This window comes from Dactylosporangium sp. CA-139066 (assembly GCF_050936175.1).
In the GTDB taxonomy this organism is placed as follows: domain Bacteria; phylum Actinomycetota; class Actinomycetes; order Mycobacteriales; family Micromonosporaceae; genus Dactylosporangium.
Genome location: NZ_JBNJNH010000001.1, coordinates 7,547,554 through 7,564,539, shown reverse-complemented (window position 1 = coordinate 7,564,539; position 16,986 = coordinate 7,547,554). Strand labels below are relative to the sequence as shown.

At 70.6% G+C, this 16,986-nt stretch carries 18 protein-coding genes; 2 read left to right on the top strand and 16 right to left on the bottom strand.

Features of this window, described 5'->3' with window-relative positions:
• Positions 1-16 precede the first annotated feature (16 nt).
• A complete protein-coding gene (locus ACQEVU_RS34725) occupies positions 17-379 on the top strand; it encodes a hypothetical protein (RefSeq protein WP_433331125.1) in 363 nt (120 codons plus the stop codon).
• On the opposite strand, the gene ACQEVU_RS34720 is transcribed toward ACQEVU_RS34725, so the two are convergent.
• The 10 genes from ACQEVU_RS34720 to ACQEVU_RS34675 form a co-directional block, all read right to left on the bottom strand.
• Complete coding sequence (locus ACQEVU_RS34720; RefSeq protein ID WP_433331123.1) at positions 369-509, bottom strand: hypothetical protein; 141 nt, start codon at positions 507-509, stop codon at positions 369-371. The genes ACQEVU_RS34725 and ACQEVU_RS34720 overlap by 11 nt on opposite strands.
• 358 nt (positions 510-867) lie before the next feature.
• Positions 868-1,962, bottom strand: coding sequence for a hypothetical protein (locus ACQEVU_RS34715; RefSeq protein ID WP_433331121.1), 1,095 nt, complete (start codon positions 1,960-1,962; stop codon positions 868-870).
• 419 nt (positions 1,963-2,381) lie between these two features.
• Positions 2,382-2,822 (bottom strand): hypothetical protein, encoded by a 441-nt coding sequence (locus tag ACQEVU_RS34710; protein WP_433331119.1) that lies wholly within the window; start codon positions 2,820-2,822, stop codon positions 2,382-2,384.
• Positions 2,819-3,214: a hypothetical protein gene (locus ACQEVU_RS34705; protein ID WP_433331117.1), complete on the bottom strand. Its 396-nt coding sequence runs from the start codon at positions 3,212-3,214 to the stop codon at positions 2,819-2,821. The genes ACQEVU_RS34710 and ACQEVU_RS34705 overlap by 4 nt, the downstream gene beginning before the upstream one ends.
• Before the next feature lie 68 nt (positions 3,215-3,282).
• Entirely contained in the window at positions 3,283-4,041 is a 759-nt protein-coding gene (locus tag ACQEVU_RS34700; protein WP_433331115.1) for a phosphoadenosine phosphosulfate reductase family protein, read from the bottom strand.
• 132 nt (positions 4,042-4,173) lie between these two features.
• Entirely contained in the window at positions 4,174-4,572 is a 399-nt protein-coding gene (locus ACQEVU_RS34695) for a hypothetical protein (protein WP_433331113.1), read from the bottom strand.
• Positions 4,573-4,717: 145 nt separating this feature from the next.
• Positions 4,718-5,353, bottom strand: coding sequence for a hypothetical protein (locus ACQEVU_RS34690; protein ID WP_433331111.1), 636 nt, complete (start codon positions 5,351-5,353; stop codon positions 4,718-4,720).
• A gap of 205 nt (positions 5,354-5,558) precedes the next feature.
• Complete coding sequence (locus tag ACQEVU_RS34685) at positions 5,559-7,199, bottom strand: ParB/RepB/Spo0J family partition protein (protein ID WP_433331109.1); 1,641 nt, start codon at positions 7,197-7,199, stop codon at positions 5,559-5,561.
• 322 nt (positions 7,200-7,521) lie between these two features.
• Positions 7,522-7,992 (bottom strand): hypothetical protein, encoded by a 471-nt coding sequence (locus ACQEVU_RS34680; RefSeq protein ID WP_433331108.1) that lies wholly within the window; start codon positions 7,990-7,992, stop codon positions 7,522-7,524.
• Between the two features lie 263 nt (positions 7,993-8,255).
• A complete protein-coding gene (locus ACQEVU_RS34675; protein ID WP_433331107.1) occupies positions 8,256-8,750 on the bottom strand; it encodes a hypothetical protein in 495 nt (164 codons plus the stop codon).
• A 960-nt stretch (positions 8,751-9,710) separates the two neighbouring features.
• On the opposite strand from ACQEVU_RS34675, the gene ACQEVU_RS34670 reads away from it, so the two are divergent.
• Positions 9,711-10,061, top strand: a complete 351-nt coding sequence (locus ACQEVU_RS34670; RefSeq protein ID WP_433331106.1) for a hypothetical protein — start codon at positions 9,711-9,713, stop codon at positions 10,059-10,061.
• Here ACQEVU_RS34670 and ACQEVU_RS34665 read toward each other — a convergent pair.
• The 6 genes from ACQEVU_RS34665 to ACQEVU_RS34640 all read right to left on the bottom strand — a co-directional run bounded on the left by ACQEVU_RS34665 (position 10,022) and on the right by ACQEVU_RS34640 (position 16,494).
• Positions 10,022-10,324, bottom strand: a complete 303-nt coding sequence (locus tag ACQEVU_RS34665; RefSeq protein WP_433331105.1) for a hypothetical protein — start codon at positions 10,322-10,324, stop codon at positions 10,022-10,024. The genes ACQEVU_RS34670 and ACQEVU_RS34665 overlap by 40 nt on opposite strands.
• A gap of 142 nt (positions 10,325-10,466) precedes the next feature.
• A complete protein-coding gene (locus ACQEVU_RS34660) occupies positions 10,467-10,955 on the bottom strand; it encodes a hypothetical protein (protein ID WP_433331103.1) in 489 nt (162 codons plus the stop codon).
• Positions 10,956-10,968: 13 nt separating this feature from the next.
• Positions 10,969-13,875, bottom strand: coding sequence for a DUF3560 domain-containing protein (locus ACQEVU_RS34655; RefSeq protein ID WP_433331101.1), 2,907 nt, complete (start codon positions 13,873-13,875; stop codon positions 10,969-10,971).
• Positions 13,876-13,975: 100 nt separating this feature from the next.
• Positions 13,976-14,284: a hypothetical protein gene (locus ACQEVU_RS34650; protein WP_433331099.1), complete on the bottom strand. Its 309-nt coding sequence runs from the start codon at positions 14,282-14,284 to the stop codon at positions 13,976-13,978.
• A gap of 180 nt (positions 14,285-14,464) precedes the next feature.
• Complete coding sequence (locus ACQEVU_RS34645) at positions 14,465-15,031, bottom strand: hypothetical protein (protein ID WP_433331097.1); 567 nt, start codon at positions 15,029-15,031, stop codon at positions 14,465-14,467.
• Between the two features lie 251 nt (positions 15,032-15,282).
• Positions 15,283-16,494 carry a DUF932 domain-containing protein gene (locus tag ACQEVU_RS34640; RefSeq protein ID WP_433331095.1) on the bottom strand — a complete coding sequence of 404 codons (1,212 nt, stop codon included), beginning with the start codon at positions 16,492-16,494 and terminating at the stop codon, positions 15,283-15,285.
• Positions 16,495-16,986: the final 492 nt, after the last annotated feature.

Genomic DNA, 16,986 nt, shown 5'->3' with positions numbered 1-16,986 from the left:
TGGAACGAATCAGGCAGTGGGGGTGTTGCAGGAGCGGCACCGGGTCGAGCTGGCGGCGGCGGGTGCGGTGGCCGCGTCCGGGAAGCGGTTGGCGGCGGCGTCGGCGGCGCATGATGTCGCGGTCGCGGCGCTGGCGTCGGTCCTGGGCGGGGACGAGCACGCGGCGGAGGTCCTCGGGGTGGAGGTGGCGGCGGTCGTGGCGGCGCGGCAGCGGGTGTCGGTGGCGGCGGTGCGGGCGCATGTGGACCGTCTGCGGGGGCGCGGCCGTGCGGGCCGCCGGTCGCGGGGAGCGGACGTCAGCACCGCTCGGACCGGCGATGGCGCGGCTGTCGGGCCGGGGTCGGCTGTGGTCTCGGCGCCGCCGGCGATTAGCGGGTGATGTACAGGTAGGCGAGGGCGCCGAGCATCGTGACCAGGAGCGCGGCTAGGGAGAGGCCGACAGCGGCGGCGACAAACCCAAGTCCGGCGATGCGACGGCCGGTGCGACGGCGCTTGTCTGGTCGCGTCATACCGCTTCGCCGGGGGCTGCGTCGGCCCGCGGGAACGGGTCGGTGAGGTCGTGGCGGATCGTCGGTGCGTCGATCATGGTGCAGATCGTATGGCGGATCGCCGTTCGTTGGCCTTCGCACCGGGAACAGCCCTCGGTCCGGGGTGCGCGTGGCCGCCGGATGCCCGGTGTCGTCGTACCGCTGCGGCGGCGCAACGAACGGCGTAGTCGCAGGGCCAGGGCCGGCCGTTCAGGCCAGGCCCTGGCCCGAGTCCCGCGGGAGCAGCGGTCTGGACCACGACGGGCCGGGGTCCAGAAGACTGGTGACGGTTCGCGCGAGCGGCACGGCGGGCTCTCCGTTTGGGCGCTGCAGGGGCGGTTCAGTCGGCAGCGCCGAGGGTGCTGGCCAGCCGGTGGATGGTGCCGCGCTTCCATCGACGGGCCTTGACCTTGCCTTCGCTGGTGTAGGTGACGGTGTCGGCGGCGGCGAGTACTGCGGGGGGCAGGCTGGAGACGTGGCTGTAGCCGAATGCGCGGGCGACTTGGGCGGCGCTGAGCTCGTCGTCGGGGTCGCCGCTGGTGTCGATGACGCGGTTGCGTGCGGTGGAGCCGGGGGTGCGGCCTCGTGGGAGCGGGTTGTTGCGGAGTTCGACGGCGACGTGTCGGGGCCAGCGGCGGCCGCGGGGGGTGTCGTCGACGTTGTGTTCTGGGCTGTTGGCCTCGAGGAGCCGCTGCCAGAGTGGCATGTTGTTGATCGCGTTGGGGTTGGTGTAGCCGTACAGGTCGACGACGATCTGGGTTTTGGTGAGCAGTTCGTTGGGGTCGTCGCCGGAGGTGGTGATCGGGGCTGGGTGCTGGGCGTCGACCTGGTCGGCGCGCCACTGCTGGATGTCCTGGGCGTCGTACCAGCGGCCGTGGTGGCGGGCCGGGAAGTTGATCGTGTCGGCGGCTTTGATCCATTTGTCGACGTGGCCGATGGTGACGCCGGCGAGCGCGGCGACGCCGGCGCGGTCGAGGTAGAGCCGGCCGTCGAGGACGGTGGCGCCGACGGCGAGCTGGGTGAGGGCGTAGTGCCAGACGGTGGCGCGGGTCCAGACCCGGCGCACGAATCGGCCGCTGGTGTCGTGCTGGGGTGTGGCGAGGTCGAGCAGGCCGCGTGGGAGTTTCTCGGGGCGGCGGTGGATGATCCGGCCGGCCTCGGTGGAGCCGATCTCCTCGTCGGGGTCGCCGTGGTCGTCGTAGGGGATGGTCTGGGTGAGGGCGAACTGCCACAGGCCGACCCGGCGCCATTGCGCGGGGCCTCGAGGGCCGGGTTCGGCGCGCTGCAGCACCTCTTCGGGGAGCGGGTCGAGCCGGAGCACCCGGGTGGCTTCGGCGGGTCCGACGAGGTCGTCCGGGTTGCCGAGTTCGGCGGGGTCGCCGAGGTGGCCGGCGATGTCGAAGGGCAGGGTCGCCGTGGTTGGTGCTGGGCTCATGGGTCGATCGTGCCGCATGCCGTGGCGGGGGTGCGATGCGGGCCGCTGCGGGATCGTGGGCTGGTTGGTCGGGCCGTGGCGGGTGGTTCGTCCTCGCTGGGTGTGAGTGGTTACACTCATTGGACGTCTCCTCGGGTTGATGCGTCCTTTCGGCGCGGTGGTGCCCGGGGGGCGAGCTGGCCGACGACTTGCCAAGCACTCCCTTTCGGAGTGTTGTTCGTCGGCCAGCGCGCGTTTGCGGGCTGATCGGGTGGGTCCGCGAACTTCAGCTACTGGCTGCACAGCCACCGGGCATTGCCCGGTGGCTGTGTGCCGTTTGCGGGACGGGCTGAAGGCGCTGTTGTTGGTGTACGGCGGCGGCTTCGGCCGCGGCACCAGGCCGAGGTGAGTGTCTCGTTCTGGCGCCGGCGGCGCGGTGGTCAGGGCCGGGCTGGGTATCGCACGGTGGTGGTTTCCTCGTAGGCGAGTGCTCGCTCACGTGCCCAGGCCAGTGCCCGGTCGAGCGTGGCATGGTTGCCGCAGCTGCCGGTCTCGCTGCTGAGCATGATGTCGCGGGTCTCGCCTGGTGCGCCTTTCCACCGTCCCCACCAGGATGGCGGCAGGCCGAGATGTGCCAGGAGGTCGTGGAACTGGTCTTCGGCCATGCCGAGCACCATGGCGTACCGCTCGGTGACCTGGCCGGGCCGCCGGTGCCACTCGGCGCCGCCGTCGGGCGAGTGGCCGGCGCCGTGTTCGTCGACGCCGAGCAGCGGCGTGCCGTCGACGAGGACGGTGAGTGTGTCGTCGCCGTTGACCGCGAACGTCTCGACGCGCCCGCCGGGCGCTTCGACGCGCACGGCGCGGCCGGCACGGTTGGTCATCGGTTCTCCTGGGTGTCGTAGACGGATTCGCCGGTGCTGTTGAACTCGCCGATCAGGGGCAGCAGGTGGTCGGGCATGGTGCTGCTGTCGATGTGCACGTAGACGCCGTCGGTGCGGCGGCGGATGGACAGGTCGACGCCGTAGACGGTCATGACGACCTGTTCGCCGCGGTCGTCGGTGCCGGGTTCCGGCGGGAAGGTGTGCAGGGCGATGGCGTCGACGAGCGCGCGGGTGGCCGCGGCGGTCTCGGCGGCGCTGGTCATGACGCTGGCACGGTCGGTGGCCTCGTCGAGGTGGTCCAACGCGGCTCGCAGCGCGGCGAGCGCCGGGGTGACCACCGGCTCGCTGATGGCGTCGTGCTGGCCGTTCATGGGCGTGTCGCTTTCTGGCATGGGGGCAACGTCGTGACGTGCTGCTGTGGTGCGGGCCGCCGCGCTGAACCGGCCCGGCCCGGGCCGGTTCATGCCGCTGCGCCGGCGTCGGTGATGCGCTGGCATAGGACGGTGAGCGGGAGGCGGTGGCGGACGCGGTTGCGTTGTTCGGTGAGGATGGCGACGTCCCCGAGGTCGGCGCGTAGCTGTGCTTCGGCGGCTGCGGCCGCGGCGAACTGTTCGGGGAAGACCCGTGCGGCGTGGGTCCACTGGCCGATGCCGGCTCGGATGCACAGTCCGTGGCAATTGTTGTGATCGAACCCGAGTTTGTAGAGCTCGGGCGGTTCGATGCCGAGGGTGCGTGCCCAGTTGAGCTGGTCGGTCTTCGTCAGGTGCGGCTCGTCCAGGAGCGGGAACCGTACGGTCCAGGGTGCCCAGCCGGCGGTGATGCCGGGGGCGCGGCGGCGGTCGCGGGTGGATGCGTCGAGTCCGATGTAGAGGATGGTGTTGGCGGGGTCGGCGTTGGCTTCCAGCCACCGGCGGCAGGGGACGATCTTGAGCCAGTAGGTGCATGGAGCTACGCGGGAGTTGCCGAGGTAGCGGATGTCGCGGAAGAGCTGGAAGGGGGTGCGGCCGTCGGCGACGCGGGTGAGCGGGACGCCGAGCTGGGCGGTGGTGTCGTCGAGGAACCGGTAGAGGTCGGGGTGTTCGGCGCGGACGTCGGCGAAGAGCAGGACGAGGTGGTCGGTGCCGTGCTGGGCGGCGACGCGCTGGGCGGCGGCCCAGCTGGTGATCCCGCCGCTGTACTGCACGACGTGCAGGGTTGGCGGGGTGGTGGTCGTGGTCATGTGTCTCTCGTTTCGGTGGTGTGGTCGGCGCGGCTTGCCGTCCGCGCTGGGGCTGAGTCGGGTCTGCTTGTGTGGCGGTGGCTGGGCGGGGCGGTGGGGCGTTGGTGTGTTTCGAGCGGCCCTGTGCTGGTGTCAGCGAGCGTGGGGCAGGCGCTGTGCGGCGGCTTCGAACAGGACGTCGTGTAGGGGCCTGGCTCCGGTCATCACGTATGGGACGGCTCGGCCGTCGACGACGATGGCGTAGATGGGGATGTCCGTGTCCAGCGGATCTGCGGTGATGGCCACGGTGATCTCGTGATCGGCGATGGTGGTAGTGAGCGTCTGCCACTGCTCGTGCCGGGGTCGGTCGCGCTGGCTTTCGGCATAGTCGACGTGGGTGGGTGCGGCGCCGAGATGGGCGGCGAGCCTGGCGAGGAGCGCCGCGTAGGGCTCGGTGGGGGCCGTGGCGCCGGCCTGGTCGGTCAGGTCGATTCGGTGCTGGACTGCGGGTTCCTCGGTACGCCAGCGGGGTGCGGTGACATCGGGATGCACGTCGGCTCCTGATTCTGGTGGTGGCCCGGCTGGGCAGGGAGCGGCCGTGGGCCGCTGGGTTCGCCCCGGCCCGCCGGGGCCCGCGGTGTGCGGCCGGAGGCTGCGGGGTGACGGCTGTCGCGACGATGCCAGCCGACGCTTGTGGTCATCGTTGGTAGACGTCGTGGCCGTCGTTGTGCGGAACGCACCAGGTGTAGTCAGCTTCGCCGGTGGTGAGGGCGTGCAGGAGGGTGTGGCGGCCCCGGAAGCGGCCCCAGGCTGGGCCGGGGCAGTCGATGTGGTGGGGGCAGGGGATCTGGAGCCAGAGGCTGCGGTCGCCTGCTTCGCTGTCGGGCTGGTAGCGCAGGGTGAGGCTGCGGTCGGTGCCGTTGATGGTGCCGAGGACGCGGCCATGCGTGTCGGGGATGTCGGTCCAGTTGATGAGCAGGGGGAGCGTGCAGCCGAGTTCGTCGACGGCGAGCCGGTGGGCGTCGCGCCAGGCGGGCGGCTGCCCGTCGGGTGCTTCGGCGATGAGGTCGGCGAGCGGGAGGGTGTTGAGGCGGTCTGTGATGAGGTTCTCGAGGAGGTCCTCGGGGATTTCGGCGAAGAACGCGAGTTCGTCAACGACGCGCGGGGCGTCGGTGACTGGCTCGCCGAGGCCGATCAGGAGGTAGGTGAACGCCTCGGCTCCGGGCAGGTTGCGGCGGACGTGTGCGTGGTAGGTGGCGTGCTCGGCGTCCCAGCCAACGGTGATGCTGAGGTCGCTCGCTCCGGCTTTCGGGGCGAGGTTGTAGCGGCTCATGGTGGCCTTTCGATCGGTGGTTCGGGGAGTGCCAACTCCCATCTAGAATATTATTCTACACTACGCTAGCTTGCGAGGCGAGCGGGTTTCGGCGCTGAGGTGGGGACCTCCGTGCGGCCGTCACCACCTTCCGGCCGCACGGAGGTCCCCCGGTCAGGGGCGGGGTATGGCAGGCCGGTTTCGGCCTGCCATACCCCGCCTGGGGTTACGCGGCGAGATCCGCCACGTCCTCCGGCTCGCCGTCGAGCGGTTCGGCGGTCGGGTCCTCCAGGTCCTCCGGCTCGTCGTCGGCCGGGTCGGCCGGGGTGGGGACGAGCGTCAGGTTGGGTCGCGTGGTGGCTGCCGTAGTGCGGCGGGTGCGGGCGGCGTTGGCGTCGACCATCTCGCGCTCGACCCGGCCGAGGCTGTAGCCGTTGGCGGCGTACAGCTCGAACGTGGCGGACATCAGGCGCGAGGGGTTCTTCCACGACCAGCGGGCGATGCTGGACTCGACGGCGGCGGCCACGGCGGCCACTGCGATGACGGTGCATCGGGCGTCGGTCGGCCGGTTGGCGAGGAAGTTGCGCTCGTGCTGGACCGGCTTGCCCGGGTAGAGCAGCGTTTCCAGCGTGCTGAGCGCGTCCTTCCAGGAGCCGTGGACGATGCCCCAGTTGCTGGTCAGGGCCAGGGCGAGGTAGCGCGCCGCGCCCTTGGGCGCCTTGTTGCTGGCGAGGAAGTCGATGAGCCACTTGCGGCGGACCTCGTTGGCTGCTTCGAGGTCGCGGTTGTTGGTGATGGTGCGGCGCCGCTCGGTCTTTTCCTTCTCGGTCATCTTGCGCGGCGGGTTGGTGCCGACCTTGGTGTGCTTGGCCTGGCGCCATGCCAGGCAATACGTGGTTTCGGATGGCCCGTCGTAGCCCTTGGTGAGGTAGACGGCGTGGAACGAGCACGATGCGTGCGCCTCGGCCGTGACGCGCTGACCGTCTGCCGTGCGCAGCTCGCGCAGTTCAGCGGGGTTGCGGTCGCTCCACTCCGGTCGTCCGGTGAGGAGCCGCACACCCGCCTCCACCAGTTCGGCGCGCCTGGCCGTGTACTTCGCGTCGGCGTCGCGTTGGCGGCGGATGACGCCAGCCTCCCGCCAGAACTCGTGCTCGCCTTCGTTTGCGGCTTTGAGCAGCCGCTGCTGGGCGTCCTCGTCGCCGGCCTCAATGATGTCGGCGAGGTGCTGGTTCTGGTTGAAGCTGAGGCCGATGGCTGCGGACTGCTCCGCGACGGTCCTGGGCAGTCTGGCGAAGGCGCGGGCCGCTCGGACTTCGTCGGGCTGGTAGCCGATCTTCCGGGCGATGTCCTCGTCGGGCAGGTCGACGGCGAGGGCGAGTTGTTCGATGCCGCGCGACTTCTGGGTGTCGGTGAGGGTGTTGCGGTGGACCTGGCGCAGCGCGGTGATGAGCTGCCGGTCCTTGGTCATCAGGTCGTCGCGGACGATGGCCAGGATGTATTCGAGCCCCGCCTCCACGGCGGATCGGTAGCGCTGCTCACCGTCGATGAGCAGGTAGTAGTCGTCGGGGAGGTCCCCGACGCGGTACTGCTCGCCGTTGACGGGCACGGAGGCGTCGTCGGGGAGGGTGCCGACGACGACCGAGCTGATGAGGCCGTCGGTGCCGTCGTCGCGCAGGTTGTCGACGATGCCCGGCAGCGCCGCCGCGTCGTCGCGCAGGTTGTCGATGTTGATCACGATGTGGTCGAGCCGCACTTCCAGGTGCGGGAACCGCGACGGCCGGGTCGCGGGCCGGTCGTCGCTGGCGGTGTCGGCTGGCTGGGTGGTGGGTTGTTCCTGGTCCGCGATGGTCGCGGTGGCTGGTGCCACGGTGATGCTCCTTCGATTCGGTGGTTGCCGACGTCGGCGCGGCTTGCCTCCGCGTTGACGTCGGTGGTTCGCGTGGTACGGCCGTGAGGTCCGGGAGCGGCAGCCCGGGGCTGCGCGCTCGATGCGCGCGAGACCCGGTTTCGCTCACGGAGGGCGCCGTTGTCGATCGGCGTCCGTGGGAGTGGTCCTCTGTGCAGTTGTCAATCAACGATGTTTGCCTGCCGGGGCGTCTCCCCGGCAGCTATTATTCTGCACGCTAAACTCTCGGTTGTCCACCTGTTGCCGCCCGGCCGCTTTGGTTCGGCCGGGCGACAGCCAGGGTTCAGCGGGCGGCGATCGCGTCGGACGTGGTGTAGACGGTTTTGCCGGTGTCGTCCCACCGTACGGCGATCGGGTAGCTGTCGCGCTCGCCCATGATCATGCCGGTTCGGCCAGTCCGGGTGTGGCGGATCGGCTTGCCGACGATCAGGCGCGCGGGGCGGGTCCAGGATTTCGGCGCGGCTGCCATGACCAGGGATCGCTCTCCGCGTAGGCGGGCGATCGCGGCGATCGCGTCGCGGAGCGTTGCGCACGCGATGTCCTGGATGCTGCCGGGCAGCCACACCCGGTACGGGGCTTCGTCGGCGGTGGGTGCGATGTCACAGGGGTTGCGGAAGCCGTGGGCGGTGAGGTAGATGACGAGCGCGAAGCCTTCGGGCGTGGTGAGGGTAGCGGCGATCCGCCAGCGCCGTTCGTCGTGGCGGGCGGCGATCTTGACGGTTGCGTCACCGATTGCCGCGAGAGCGTCGGCCACGTGCGGCGATCGGGCGGCGATGGCGGCGGCCTGGTCCTCGGGGTTGATGTATCGGACTGCTCCGGTGTCGCTGCGGCGCGGTGCGTTGGCCTTGTTGGCGGGCTGGCTGTGGTTGGGTCGGTATCCGGCTGGCCTGCGGGGCTTGCGGTGGCTGAGGTGGGTGACGTTCGAGGTCATGGCTTCGGCTCCCTGGTGGCGAGGCGGGCGGCTGGACTCCGGGTCTGCCGCCCCGGGCGCCGTGCGCCCGGGGCGGCGGTTTGGTGTCAGCCGGTGAGGACCCGCGCGAGGGAGCCGTCGCCGATAGCACGGGCGAGCTTGACGGTCCTGTCGGCGCTCTTGGTGACCCCGCGCCAGGTGGTGCCATTGGGGCCGTGGGCGATGGTGAGGCGCATCGTGTGGACGAACGAGGTGACGAGGGCGGCGGCGAGCGATGCATCCTCGTGGGGGTGGCTGCCGAGGTCGGCCAGGAAGCGGGGAACCTCGGTGCAGGCCATCCACTCGACCTGGTCCCACGTGTGGATCGGGTCGTCGTCGAGCATCCGCATGCCGTGGCAGAGGTCGGCGCCCCACAGGGCGGTCATGACCTCCTGCTGCACCTCGCGGATCAGGCGGAACCGGCGCGGGTCGGTGGCGATCGGCTCGGCCGGGGCCTCCTCGGAGTCCAGCAGGTGCCGCAGGCCGCCGAACAGCAGCAGGTCGAGCATGGCGACCGTAGCGATGGGCTGGCGCGCGCCGCCCGGGTTGCCCGTGAGCTTCACGGTGGTGGTTCCTTTCGGTTGGTGGTGTCGGTTCGGGGGCTTGCCTCCCCCTCCCTTACATCTATTATTCTACACGCAAACTGGGGTGCTGTCCATCCCTGAATTCCGCCGAAACCTTTACCCCGCAACGATTCCGGCCAACGGCGACGGTGCGCGGGCTGGCCGTGCGTCGCCGTGTCGGGCTGGGTGTGTTGGCGCTGTGCGTGGCCCCGTGCGGACCGTGCGGCGAGCCGACCACCCCGCAGCCTGGCGGGCCTTGCCGTCCAGCCCTTTTCCGGCCGGCGGGGGCGAACGCAGTTCGTCCCGGTGTCGGGCGGCGGAGCCAAATCCGACGCGCGCCCTTCAGAGCGGAAAAGATCTTGGGCAGCTTTTCCGCCCAAGATGTTTTCCGCGTGGCGGGTGGCGGATTTGGTGGAGCTGCCCGTCACCGGCACACTTCCGGCGCAGCCCGGTGGCCGGAAAAGGGTTGGGCTGCGCGGCCGTAGGCCGCACCGGTTTCCCGGCCCGTGAGGGTCGGGGTGCGGCCACAGGCCGCACCGCACCTTCCTGCCTCGGCGGCCCGGGGCCGGCGCTACCAGGCCGACCGTGGCGAACGCCAGCCGTCCGTAACTACCGGCGCAGTCGCAGGGGTAGGGCCGGCTGTTCAGGCCAGGCCCTGGCCCGAGTCCCGCGGGAGCAACGGTCTACACCCCCCACGAACCGAGGCCAAAACAGATCTTCAAAGACGCCGCCAAGGGCACACCGGCCCGACCCGCAGCTGACACCGCGAGCGCTGGCGATCGGTGTCGTAGTAATCATGCCGCTGCTGCGTTGCGCGTGGTCGAAGCTGCGGAGCGGTTGAGGCGGGAGAGTAGTTCAGCCCGCAAGGCGAGCGCGTACGGGAGGCAGGTGGCCTCGGTTTGCGGCCTGGGCTGCGGCACGGGCACGATCGGCAGGTCCGGGGCGAGTGAGCGTAGTTCGATGAAGTCAGTGATGGTACGGCGCTGGTGCTCGGCGAAGGTCAGGCCGGTGCGGGAGGATCTGCGGCTGGAACATCCAGTCCCGTGGGGCGGCCCACAACAGCCAGCCGATCTCGGTGCGGCGGCGACGGACTGCGGCGAGGCATTGCCTGGGCTGTGGGTGGATGTGGCCGCCGTGGTGCTGGAGACGGCAAGTCTCTTTCTGGCGTGGGGTTGCTGGTCGGTTGTGTGCAGATCGCGTTTCGGATCGCGGCTGCGCCCGATCACCGGCGCTGAGCAGTTGTTCAGCGCCGGTGAGCGCCTGGGTGCCGGCTATGGGGTGGCCGCGGGGATGGTGATCTCGGCGCCGTAGGCGTCGCCGTGCAGCACGCCGTTGTGGAGGATGTGTTCGCTGGTCAACGCGACGGTGAGGACGAGGGGCCAGCCGAGTTCGTCGTCCTCGGTCAGGACGGTGTCGTTGGGCAGGGTCACGCTGGAGAGGAAGTAGCCGCGGCCGGGGTGGGTCTCGGCGTGGCCGAGTGAGCATGCGACGGCTGCCGGTTGGAAGGTTATGACGGCGGCGATCATCGCGGCGCGCAGGGCGTGTTGGACCTGTTCGATCTCGGCGGTGGTCATGCCGGCCATGGGTTCCACGCGGGTTCTCCTGTTTCGGTGTCGTGATTGGTGTGGTGCGGGCGCCGGCCGCGTGCCGAGGGGCGCGCGGCCGGCGCGGTGCGGTTGTCGGTTCAGTGCTGGGCGGGGTCGGCTGCCCGGCGGCTCAGCCGAGCGCGGCCAGGATCATTGCGATGGCGTCAGGGATGGGCGACTTGGGCAGCGTCTCGCCGAGCTGGATCAGCTGGCCGTCGCTGATCGGGCCGCCGGCCCACTCCTCGATCACTTCGCGGGGGATCACGAGGCCGTCCGGTGGGTAGATGATCAGTGGGGTTTCCTCGATCGCATGCCGGTCGTCGGTGACGCGGACCCGCCACCGGTCGGCGGGGTCGTCGTCGTCGAAGCACTCCAGGTCGCCGGTGTAGGTGTAGGCGTCGCCGAGTGCTGCGACGATTGTCGTGATGTCGGTGGATACGCGGTCGCCGTAGACCATGTGGCCGATGTCGTTGGAGGCGTCGCTAATCTCGGTGTAGTCGCCGGTCGTGGGCTGTGTGATGACGACCTGGCCGACTTGCTCGCGCAGGGTGCGCAGGATCTCGTTCGGAACACGGGGGCGAATCTCGATGCGGCCCGTGACGGTGGCCTTATCGCTCATGGTGGGGCTCCTTCTAGGCTTCTGCGCAGGGGAACGGCACGCCGTCGAGGGCGCAGACGTCATTGCCGGCGGTGTCGGTGGTCAGCGTGTGCTGGTCGGCTTGGTCGGCGGCCGTCGTGGTGGCGGGTTGCGGGTCGTCCCATGCCGCGTCGACCAGGTCGGCCCAGCCGTATCGGTCGTACTGGGTGTGGGCCTGGTCCCAGACGCGGACTCGGCCGCGGGCGTCTCGGAAGGTGTGTGGGTCGGGGTCGGCTCGACCCGCGAGGTAGGAGACGACGGGCGTGGGCGCCGGGTGTTGCGGGTGGGTGGGCTGGTCGTCGTCCCATTCGGTGTTGGCCAGGTGCGCCCATCCGTGGCGGCCGTGGGCGAGCACCCGGACGCGGCCGGTCGGGTCCTGGACGGCGTGGGGGCGCGGGGTCAGCTGGTATTCGATCTCGTAGCGGCCGGCCGGCTGTGGCTGTGCGTTCACCGGGTCGGTGCCGGTGCCGGTGCTGGGCTGGGCTGGTGGCGTGGTTGGCAGCGGGGGGTGCCGAACCGAACGCTCGGCTGCGGGCCTCGGCGGCGGAGCCGCCCGCTTGGCGGCGTGCCGGTCGGCGACGTCGGACCAGTACGCGTCATTGCGGCCGTGGAAGCCGCCGAAGCACACGGCGCCGTCGGTATGCGGGTGCGGGTCGTGGCCGTTGCTGCCGCTGGTGCAGAGCGTGATGTTGTCGCCGAACCGGCCGAGCAGTTCCCCGTGGTGCCACACCGAGACTTCGCCCTGGGTGACGCTCGCCCGGTGCCGCTCGATCCGGACGGCTGGCGCCTCGGAGCGCGTGTCGTGGACACGTCGGGCCGCGTCCGGGTCGGCGGCGTCGTGCTCGATCACGGCGGCGTGCTCAGCGTGAGCGTCTGCCGCGGCGGCGCGTCGGTCCTCAGCCTTCGTCTCGCCGGCCGTGTCCTGTTCGCGCTGGTAGTTGGCGAGCAGGCGCCGGTACACCATCCGGATCCCGTTGTGCAGGTCCGGTGTCGGCGGCTTGGCGCAGCCGGCCAGCATGGCGGCGATCGTTTCGTCTGTCGGGTCGATCGTTCGGGGCGGTTCCGCCCGGAACGTGTCGGCGGCGAGTTTCGCGGCGAACATTTCGATCCGGCGGGCGCGCCTGTCGCTGTCCCGTCGGGCGGCGTCCGGGTCGGCGGCGGCCTCGGCGAGCTGCTCGGCGGCCACCGCGGCGACCACTGCCGGGGGTACGGCGACGGGGTGCCAGTTGCCCCGATCGTCTTCGGTAAACGTCTGCTCGGCGGCGGGCGTCTGCGGTGTGGGGGCCTGGCCGGTTTCCCATGCGCCGGCGCGGTGCACCTCGAACCATGTTCCGGTGCGGAACTGGTGGGCGGTGCCGTCGGTCAGTGTGATGGTGACGAAGGTGCCGGCCTCGCGTCGGTCCAGCACGTCTGACACGGCGGCCACTGGGCCGCAGAATCCCTGATGCAGCCTCGGTTTCCCGCCCGCGAAACCGCCCCCGTCGTGCTGGCCGACGATGAGGTCTCCGGGCTCCACGAACGGCATTCCGTCGCGCATCGGCCAGGCCCGGCCGGCGCGGGCGGTGGCGGTCTCCCGGTCGGTCGGGAACGTCCACGCGGGCTTGCCCGGTTCGATCTCGATGCTGTCGGCTATCTCGTGTGGCAGCGCGCCTGCGCTGAGACGCTCGTACACCTCCAGGTAGCGCACTGTCAGGTCGCGGTGTTCGCTGGCGGGGATGCTGTCGAGGATCGCGGCCAGCTCCCGGTTTGGGGCGTCGGTGTCGATGCCGTGGACGAGCCGTACCGCCATGCCGACCCAGCGTGCGGACCGGTATTCGTCGGTGCCGTAGTTGTGTTGGTGAGCGTGTTCGGCGGCGGCGTGCAGGTCGCGCCAGCGGGCGACTTTGCGGGCCTGCTCGACCGGCCACGGTTCGCCCGTGGGGGTGTCCCATTGCAGGCCGTCGCGGCGGCGGCCGTGGATGGCGTCGTACGGGACTGGGGTCGGCTTGTCCTGGTCGGTGTGCCAGTCGTAGCGGCGGCGCACGCTGACGGATTTGCGGTTGACGCGGGCGACCTGGCACCAGCGTCCGCCGACGTTGGCCCAGTCGCCGGCCTTGAAGTCTTCGGGGGTCCAGGCGGTGAAGGTGCCGGCGGCGGCCATCGCGGCCAGTTTGCCGCGCAGGTGTGCGATCTCCTCGCGGTCGCGGTCGATCCACCGGCGCAGGTCTTCGGCGTGCTCGCCGGTCGCGGCGGGGTGCTCCTCCTGGTAGATCACGTCGCCGCCGGTGTTCTTGTGCTCGCGGACGTAGCCGGACAGCGACCGCTGGAACCCGCGCACGTCGGCTTCGAGCTTGTCGATGCGGCGCATGATCGCGCGGGGGTCGTTGCGGTGGGCGGCGTGCGCCCGGGCGCCGGCGGCTCGGCCGGCGGCGTGTTCGGCGCGGTCGGCGGCCTCGCTGCCGGCGCGGCGGTGGTTTTCGGCGCGTTCGAGGTCGCGGGTGTGCCTGGCGTAGGAGTGGTGGCCGGCGAGTCGTGGCTGGCCGGTGGGGATGCCGTCGAGGATGGCGTGTTCGGCGTGGTAGCGGCGGTCGGCCTCGGCGGTGTGTCGGTCGGCGCGGGCGTCGTAGCGGTCGGCGCGGTCGGCGGCGCGCTCGTCGAGTGCGCCGCGGCGCTCGGCGGCGGTGCGGGGGGTGTTGTCGATCTCCTCCGTGACGGTGCGCCCGGCCGCTTGCAGGGCGACGCGGGTGCGCGCGATGAGCGGCCGGTTCACGTCCCTGTCGCGGCTGCCCGGCACGTAGATGCCGATGTTCTGGCTGGAGCGCCAGCCGAGCTGGTGGACGATCTCCCACACGCCGTCGCCGGGGTGGGATCCGTGGATGAGGGTGCCCTCGGCGTGTGTGTGGCTGATGGTGATGGTGGACATGCTGTGTCGCCTTTCGGTTTGGTGGTGTCGTTCGGGGTGCCAACCCCTCCCATGCGAATATTATTCTACACGCTCAGGTGGGGGGTGTCTACGCCGGGTTTCACGGAATGCCTTGCGGCGTAACGGTTCCGTCGGTGCTGTGGTCTGTCTGCGCGGGTCCGGCGGTGGATTGCGCGGGGCTGCGGGTGGTGAGGGTGGGCAGGGGGAACAGGGGACGTTGGCCGATCGGTGCGCGGGCGCGGCGGCGTGCGCGTTCTTCGGCTTCGGCGAGGTCGGCGCGGTTGCGGATGGCTTCGGGGATGGCTGTTTCGCTTAGGTGGCGCCAGATGTTGCGGCATTTGCGGCAGGTTGCGGTGTCTGGTGAGGCGAAGGGCCGTTCGTCGATGGGAACGTTGTGCCAGTCGGGCATGAAGACTTGGCACAGCGCGAAGTGTGGGGCGGACCAGTTCGTGATGTGGAGGAGTGAGCGTGGGGTGCGGCGTTGGGGCGGGGGAGACGATGACCTGCCATCGGCTGCCGGCCAGTTTCATGCGGTGTCACCTCGCAGCGGGCGGGTGGTGTGGGCTCGGGTTGTGGCTGGTCATGCGGGTTACGCTGCGGGATTGGGGCGGCGTAGCGGCGTGACGTTGCTGCGCTCGGTGGCTGGTAGCGCGCGGGGTTGCGGGGCGGGCATGCCGCAGGCGTGGCAGGTGGGGCTGTCGGTGAAGTCGTGCGGGGCGTTGGTCCCGGTGAGGGCGCAGGGGCGTTGCTGGAGTTTGACCAGACCGATGGTGCCGAGGCAGCGGGCGCAGTAGCCGTAGGTCTCGTCCGGTGGTGCGGTGAGCGGGGTTCGGCAGTTGGCGCATTCGAGGCCGGCTTGGCGGATCGCTGCGGCGGCGTGCTGGGCGGCGGCGCGGCCGGCGGCGCTGTTGGCGGTGCGTAGCAGTGCCTGCCATGCGGTGGTGCGGCGGATGCGTGCCCATTCGTCGCCGGTGAGTTCGCGGCGGTGTCCGGCGCGGGTGGGGGCGAGATGGTCCTCGATGGTGGTGGGCCCGTAGATGGTGCAGGTCAGGCCGTACGCGTTGGCGAGAGCGGTGATGAGTTCGGCGGCGTCGGTGGGGGTGAAGCTGGTTGGCAGGCGCCTGCCGTCGGGCAGGCGTGGGATGGGCGGCTGCATGGTGGTGTCCTGACTGGCTGGTGGTGGTGTGGTGGACGGCCGTACGTGACGGGTGCGGCAGCCCGCACCCGCGCGCTCGATGCGCGCGGGTGCGGTCCGGGGGTGCACGGATGGTGCGGTGACGACGTCCGTGGATCGCGCGCTAGATGCGCGCGAGACGCGGCCTAGCGCGCCGGTGCCTGCGCGGGGCGCCCCGGGGCCGGGGCCGGGTTGAGGGTGGGCGCCGGGTCGGGCGCCCACCCTGCGGGCGGTTACCGGTTGACGAGGGTGAGCAGGCGGCGGTGCGCCTTGCTCTTCATCTCGTCGTTGGTGCCCTCGATCATGGCGGTGCCGCGAGCGGCGAGGTCGCGGCCCTTGAGGGAACCGGTCGGGCGCTGCGTGGTGGCCCAGTCGAGGTATTCGGTGATCGCGCGCTCGGCGGCGTAGCCGGTGCGGCCGAGCTTCTCGGCGTTGCGCTCCCACTTCGCGGTCAGGGCGTTGAGGCGCTCCTGGTGGTTGCGTACCTTCCGGGTCGACGTCTCGTCGGGCGCGGGGTACAGGTCCTGGATGACCTTCCGGAACTCGTCGATCTCGACGGAGGTGCGGGCCAGGGCCTCCTCTTCGGCGGCCCATCCGTCGTAGTACTTCAGCGACAGTTGCAGGGTGCGGCGGGCTTCGGCGATGCGGCTGGTGGCGTTCTTGGTGTGCCGGACGCTCCAGCGGGTTTTCGCGTCGCGGATGGCGAAGCGTTCGGTATTTCCGCACTCGATGCGCCACGGGGTGACGACGGCCTCGAAGTTGGACGATCCGTCATGGCTGTTGATGACCGCGACGTACGGCCGGATTTCGTCGTTGATGCCCTCGGCGTCGATCACGACCGACTGGGGCAGGCGGATGCTGACGAAGACCTTCCGGCCCTCGCGCAGCGCCCCGGCGGACTCCCACCGGACGCTCATGTCACACACGAGGTCCTGCAGGAACTCGAACGCCTGGCGGTTCTGGACGATGTGATAGACCTTGCCGACCACGCCGAGCGGTGCGTTGGTGTCGTCGCGGTAGTTGACGAACTGGCCCGGGACGGTCAGCGGGACGGTGGACCCCTCGGGCGTGAATGTGACCGGCCGCTTCTTCGCGAGCCAACCGATGCCGCCGTAGCTGAGGGCCTCGTCGATGTCGTTGGTGCCCTCGGGGATGACGTTGCCGAGCTCGTGCCACGCGGGGCGACCGGCGACGTAGAGGGCGGCTTTGCCGGTGGTGGTGTCGAGACCGTGCTGCGGGAGGATCTGCCCGTCGGACTGGCGGAGCAGGATCTCACCGTTGTCCCAGCTGTCCGGGTCGGTCACCTGGAACCGGCCGTTGCCGAGGTCGCGGAGCTTGCCGTCCGTGACGCGCTGGTCGAATGCGGCCTGCGCGCTCCGCGCGGCCTCGATCTGCTGGCGACGTTCGGCGGTGAACTGCTCGTTACGGTCGAGGGTGATCGTCACGGTGGTGGTTCCTTTCGGTTGGTGGTGTCGGTTCGGGGGCTTGCCTCCCCCTCCCTTACGTCTATTATTCTACACGCGATTTGCCGTGGCGTCCACCCCCGAATTCCGCCGAAACCCTTACCCCGCAACGACTCCCGCCAACGGCGACAGTTAGCGGGCTGGCCGTGGGTCGCTCTGTCCGGCCAGGTGCGGCGGGCGCTGTGCGTACCCGGCGCGGACCGCGCCCGGAGCCGACCACCCCGCGATCAGGGCAGACCTTGCCGTCCAGCCCTTTTCCGGCCGGCGGGGGCGAACGCAGTTCGACCTGGTGACGGGCGGCGGAGCCAAATCCGACACGCGAATAGCGCGAAAAAAATCTTGGGCATGCTCTTCGCCCAAGATTTTTTTCGCGCCGCGTGGCGGATTTGGTGGAGCTGCCCGTCACCGGCACACTTTCGGCGCAGCCCGGTGGCCGGAAAAGGGTTGGGCTGCGCGGCCGTAGGCCGCACCGGT

Excerpts from the sequence above, each read along its gene's own strand:
- ACQEVU_RS34720 (WP_433331123.1), bottom strand. The coding sequence starts at position 509 with ATGACGCGACCAGACAAGCGCCGTCGCACCGGCCGTCGCATCGCCGGA.
- ACQEVU_RS34715 (WP_433331121.1), bottom strand. The coding sequence starts at position 1,962 with ATGAGCCCAGCACCAACCACGGCGACCCTGCCCTTCGACATCGCCGGC.
- ACQEVU_RS34710 (WP_433331119.1), bottom strand. The coding sequence starts at position 2,822 with ATGACCAACCGTGCCGGCCGCGCCGTGCGCGTCGAAGCGCCCGGCGGG.
- ACQEVU_RS34705 (WP_433331117.1), bottom strand. The coding sequence starts at position 3,214 with ATGCCAGAAAGCGACACGCCCATGAACGGCCAGCACGACGCCATCAGC.
- ACQEVU_RS34700 (WP_433331115.1), bottom strand. The coding sequence starts at position 4,041 with ATGACCACGACCACCACCCCGCCAACCCTGCACGTCGTGCAGTACAGC.
- ACQEVU_RS34690 (WP_433331111.1), bottom strand. The coding sequence starts at position 5,353 with ATGAGCCGCTACAACCTCGCCCCGAAAGCCGGAGCGAGCGACCTCAGC.
- ACQEVU_RS34670 (WP_433331106.1), top strand. The coding sequence starts at position 9,711 with ATGAAGTCAGTGATGGTACGGCGCTGGTGCTCGGCGAAGGTCAGGCCG.
- ACQEVU_RS34665 (WP_433331105.1), bottom strand. The coding sequence starts at position 10,324 with ATGACCACCGCCGAGATCGAACAGGTCCAACACGCCCTGCGCGCCGCG.
- ACQEVU_RS34660 (WP_433331103.1), bottom strand. The coding sequence starts at position 10,955 with ATGAGCGATAAGGCCACCGTCACGGGCCGCATCGAGATTCGCCCCCGT.
- ACQEVU_RS34655 (WP_433331101.1), bottom strand. The coding sequence starts at position 13,875 with ATGTCCACCATCACCATCAGCCACACACACGCCGAGGGCACCCTCATC.
- ACQEVU_RS34650 (WP_433331099.1), bottom strand. The coding sequence starts at position 14,284 with ATGCCCGACTGGCACAACGTTCCCATCGACGAACGGCCCTTCGCCTCA.
- ACQEVU_RS34645 (WP_433331097.1), bottom strand. The coding sequence starts at position 15,031 with ATGCAGCCGCCCATCCCACGCCTGCCCGACGGCAGGCGCCTGCCAACC.